The following is a 5,392-nucleotide window of genomic DNA, read 5'->3' as shown; positions in this document are numbered from 1 at the left end:
TCGGGAACCAGACGGGAAATACTGCGATACATATGCGGGTTGGCGTTGTACTGTCTGGCAAACAGCATAGAGCCGGTTCTCAGCAGAATGACTGAGGACGCGGCCTTGCCCAGTGGCATTGCCAGCCCGCCCACTTCAGTGACTTTTTCAATGCCACTGTGGTAGGCATATTGCCCGGTTCGGTCAAGATCAAAACCATAGCGTTCCAGCCAGTGCTGGAAAGGTGTGAGCATTCTGTGGGTGTAATCACCCCGGCTCGTCAGATCCAGAAGATAGAGGAACGCCGTGTTTGAGAGGGACAGGTTGGCAGCCTCCATGGCGGTTTGGGTCACCAGTAGAGGTTTGTAGCTGGAGTAGTACCAGGTGACAGCTTGTACCAGAAAGGCTGAAGGCTTGATCCAGTAATCATTCAGCTGCCGCTCAATCGCTGCGGCGTGAGCCCGCATCAACGTGTCATGGATAACCTTGATCAGGTCTGATTCTGAGATGCCGGCAGTATTGGCATAAGGTGTCAGCGTGTCCTGAATATTGGTCAGGAATGCTGCTGTCTTGCGGCCATTTTCAAAGGCGATATCGTCAAGAACGTAGTTGGCGATGACGGCAGCTGCATACTCTTTCATGCCGACGACAGACTCTTTCATACCTGCTGGGCCAGTCGCGGTCACAGTCACAGGAGTAAAGGCATTCTCCATGAATTCTTCAGCACCCTTATCGGATAGCATATCGACAACGGCACTGAAGTGAATCACATTGACGCCGTATCTGTAGCCAAGAAAGTGTTCAAATTCATCCACTGTCTGATATCCGGCGACGCCTCTGATAGCCTTAATATAGTTCTGAAGTTCAACCTTGCTGATCAGACCTTCACGTAGCAGAGCGATGATCTTGTTACCACTGGCATAACGGGCAGCTAAGTATTCGGAGAAGCTGTTTAGGTTCCCCGGCTCATAATCGACGTAGTGAATGGCTGTTTTGCCCATGCCGAGAATTTCGTCGTCGTATTGTTTAGCTCCGCTTTGCAACTCATCCCTGGCCCTGTACATCAGCTGCTGGATGTTTCTCAGCACATTCGAAGGCTGATTTTCTACAGATTCGAAAGCGGGGGCCGGGAAGGTCGTCTTCAGACTCTTGAAGACTGTCACAATCCGATTGGCCTGATCAAACGTCAGAGTGTCTCCGACCAATGCCCGCAGGTGGACCGGTGCAAATTCTTCGTCAAAATCGAAAGTCGTAAAGTCGGGTATGTCCTCACCACTTTCTACGGCTAATTCTGCCAGACCTATTGCGGCTTCCAGGGCTTGTTTCTTGAGAGAGTGCTGCTGCGTGAATGTGTGGATGGCGTCCAGAACTTTTGCCTGCCTCGGCGTGCACTGAAAGGGACCGTCATCATTTTTGACGGCTTCCTCGGCAGCTATAAGGACATCCTTCATTCTCTCAATGTCTGCTTTCCTGACTTCAATCTCACCTTCCAGACGGCACTCTTCCTGAATCAGTTGCTGGATCTTGCTAGCATCATGACCGCCCGGTTGTGCCTGTTTGTTTCTCAGGGCATCAACCTGTTGTGTACTGGTGTCGGCAGGTTCTGGTTTAAGACCCACGGCTTTTTCAGTGGTGTCAGGAACGGCTTCCAGATTCTCCTGTGCAACAGCCTCTTCAAGCAGGGCGTGGGCCTGTTGCGTACTTTTCCCGTCGTACTCACGCAGGAATTTTGTGACATGATTGTACTTTTTCCTGGTCAAAGCCAGTTCACCCTCAGCGCCATCATCCGGGACAGCCATGAGGTCGGCAAGACTCTGCCAGATTGCCAATTGTATGCGACGAATATCATTCAGTTTTTTATTAGCCGTCTTCTGCTCACTTTCAGCTTCTTGTAGTGCCCGTCTGGCTTCAGCCAGCTCACGATCAAGAGCGAATCGGGGTTTTGGTCCCAGGGGAGCCATTTGCCTGTCAAGCTCATCCTCAATGGCTTTGACACGTCCATTAACATCGAGCTGGCCCGCTTCATAAATTTCAGTACCGAAGCGCAAGAGTTTATGTCTAATTAGACGAATCTGGTCGTCAATAGCGGCATGATCCTCATAGCCCTCAATGTTGAGTTGATGGGCTATTTCATTGTTTCTGTCTCTTTTGACACTTTCATCTTCGTAGGTTCCAAGTACCTCGTACAATAATGCCCAGGCTCTCGATACCAGAATACGCTTCTGCTCATTCAGGCTAACATCCTTTTCAAACTCTACCTGCATATCATTGGCTAGTTTAGTAGTAAAAGCCTTGCTTTTTTCTATAGCGGCAACGCTTCTACGAGGGTTGATTTCCAGCGCCCGTTCTATAGCCGAAAGATAATGTGCCTGTTCATTTTTGACTCGCTCTTCTGATACTTCGACTTCAGATCTAAGGCACTGATGAATCGTTTCGAGCCTGAAATCCCTTCCTCTCAGATCTTCCCAAGCCGTGCTGTAATCGCTCCAGATGATCTTGTCCATCTCATCCAGGTCGTCAGCTGAGATATCATCGCCATCAAGCCTTTTGTGAATCCTCTCAAGTCTTGCTGCTTTGTCATCACCTTCATTGATGTCGATGTTGAATAATTTTTCTGAGCCTTCCAGTATGATCAGGGCGTTTTTCTCCAGGCGCTCTTTGGCATTTATGATGTACTTCTGCAAGTCTTCAGAAATGATCTGGCGATGAAGATACACGTCGTCCTCATAACTGAGACGGTCGTCCTCCAGAATTTTTTCCACGCTTGTCAGTGTACTGAGTATTTCAGGCCTGGTTTTGGGAGCCAGTGTTCGATCCATTATTTCTTTCAGCCTTTCAAGCTCGAAGAGCGTCATGTTTATTGCCACTTCCACGGCGTCGAGTTCTTCGGGAGTGGTGTTATCATTCAGCTCAACACCAAGAGTAACTGTTAGATCCTCTTCAGTGTTAGATTTAGAGGAGGTGCGAGCATCTCTGCTTCTCTGAACTCTCTGAGGCGGTTGTTCTTGCTGAGCATTGATGGCCTCAAGTTGTTGACGCAGACGTCCTTTTTTATCATTAATCGTATTGATTTTTTGAATCAGGCGTTCATGTTGAACGAAAACATCTGCATTGTTGTCAAAATTCCAAATGTGTAAGCGTGCGGCAATGGTTGCATGATGGGATTTGATTTCAGCTTCTCTTGTAGTATCTGTTCTGAAGCTTCGTTGCTGAGGATGTTGTCGAGCGACCTGAGCTTTCTCTCCGGAGTGTTGTTGAATGGCTTTTTGACGGACTTCCAGATCAGCTTCGTTGACGGGACTCCGACCGATCTGTCCAACGACGGGTAGTTCTTGCCCAACGGGTGAATCCGCATCTTCTTCCGGTTGCTGTTGAGTGGACTGAAAGCGGGCAACCAGATCGTTTTCATTGACCGGAGTTATACCGGGCAGGCCTTCAGGGAAGGCTAGTATTGCTTTGAAGATTTCTCTATCAGGTGGTTTTGCCCCAGGTAATTTGGTCAGTGCAATGATGTTCTCAAGAAGTTTTCTTCCGGGGAGTTCGTCTTGATCTTGGGGTAGCAGGCTATCATCCTGGTTATTAGTAGCAAAATCCCCTGCCATTTGAGCGTTATGAGCGATTTTGGCATCTGTTCTGGCACCAAGGACTTGTTTTACCTGTGATGGAATCCGATGGACTGCATCCCGTATTTTCTGATTCTGATTCTCCAGATCTTTCAGCTCGACACTTAACAGTGCAAGCGAATTTTCGTAGCGTTGCCTGTCTCTCAGTTTTTCCTCATGACTACGAACGGCAATGGCCTTTGTTTCTTCGGCTTGTTCCGTTGCGTAAAGTAATTTTTCGTTTAGCTCGACGAGTTTGGCCTCTTTTACCCGCAACCTCTCCAGATCGTTGTTAAACTCTGACAGCTGTCTGTTCATCATATCGCTCATGACTTTGGAAGCAAACTCTCCGTCTTCCCGGGAAGTGTCGATCTGCAGCTTGTTGATATGGCTGATAACGGGTATCACTTTCTGAATATTCTGAACAAAGTGCGGGTTAATCAGAAGATTTCTAAATACGGGTTTGAAACTGAAGTGTTTTACGAGTTGATTATGCATCCAGATTGGCGTGATGACTGAAGAAACGACTCTGATGTGTTCCAGTGTGAACTCAAATTCATCTGCTCCATGTGGAATAGCACTGGTCAATGCCTGCCGGAGAGATTCATAGAATGCAAGCGCACGCATCGTCAGTTTGTCTTCATTTGAAAGTGTTGTGGGTTGATCTGTGTCAGCAGCGGCGTCGAGCCTCCCAGTAAACTCCTCCAGCATTTCCATCTGCCTGCTTCGAATGATGTACAGGTAGCTTTCGAGCTTGTATTTTTTAACGTGTGTCGTTAATGCCGGGGCAGAGTTACTACTCTTATCTTCTTCCCAGTGCTTATGCAGGCTTTCTACAAAAGCAATATCATGGGGATTCTGCATCTGACCATAGAAAACAATAACCTCTCCCGGAGCTTCCTCTACTTTCAGCATTGGATAACCTGCAGGCACAGGATAAACCTGTTTGTCATCCTTGACATGCACAACATATCCGACGGGTTTACTGTATGCCAATAGTTCATTAAGAGCCTGCTGTTGTATATTCTCTCTGAGGATATGAACCTGGATGTAGGCCGAGGTGGCTGCTGCCAGGAGAGCCTCATCATTGACAAAGAGTGATTGACCCAGACGTTGCAGTTCGGGGGGCTGATCACCCCCTGAGATAAGACGCATGAAGGTACGCCCATTCACTTCAACCTTGTCGACTTCAATGGTAGCCAGGGAAACATAGTGATCACTTTTGCCGAGGTTTCCCGCTCTCTCCTCAGCACCTTCCAGCAGCCAGAACAGTTGAGTGTGGCTGGCAATTTTCGTTAACGGTTCCAATGATTCCATGCCAGCCAACTGAGAGCGAACAGCCTCAACTGAGTCCCGATCAGTCATTCCGCTTCTGACTTCAATGACCAGTTCCTTTTCTTCAAGATTATGGGTAAACCTGAAGACTTCCTCATCACCCACCTTCAGGACTTTAATGTATTTTCGGGCAACGTCATTTTCGTCTGTTTCAAACAGATCAACGCTGGAAACACCCCCGCAGAAATCAGAAAGAATATCTGTAAAACCTTTAGCAGGAATGACATAACCTGCACTGACTTGAGCCTGATAAGAGTAGGTGGTTGTGAAAGATCCGGGTATTGGCTGCTGGTCATCACCTAACGTTGGCCGAACAATGCTCTCACTCCGGGTAAACTCCACAGGTCCATTGTCTGTAATATCGATAGATTTTGTCTGCAACCTGCGATCGGCCAGTGCCTGTGTGACAATGATGGAAGAACTGATGGCAATGGCTACGGCAAGGCTTAATGCATTGGGACGAAATTTTCTCATTC

The 5,392-nt window shown here is 47.9% G+C and carries 1 protein-coding gene; it reads right to left on the bottom strand.

All coding sequences use genetic code 11. The features are described from left to right. A partial coding sequence (locus KDK19_RS18690; protein WP_257292590.1) for a hypothetical protein occupies positions 1-5,392 on the bottom strand: 5,392 nt, incomplete at both ends.

The sequence above is a fragment of the Endozoicomonas sp. ONNA1 genome, from assembly GCF_024606325.1.
Taxonomy (GTDB): Bacteria; Pseudomonadota; Gammaproteobacteria; order Pseudomonadales; family Endozoicomonadaceae; genus Endozoicomonas_A.
Note: the sequence above shows the minus strand (reverse complement) of the source record. Positions and strands in the feature narration are given on the sequence as shown.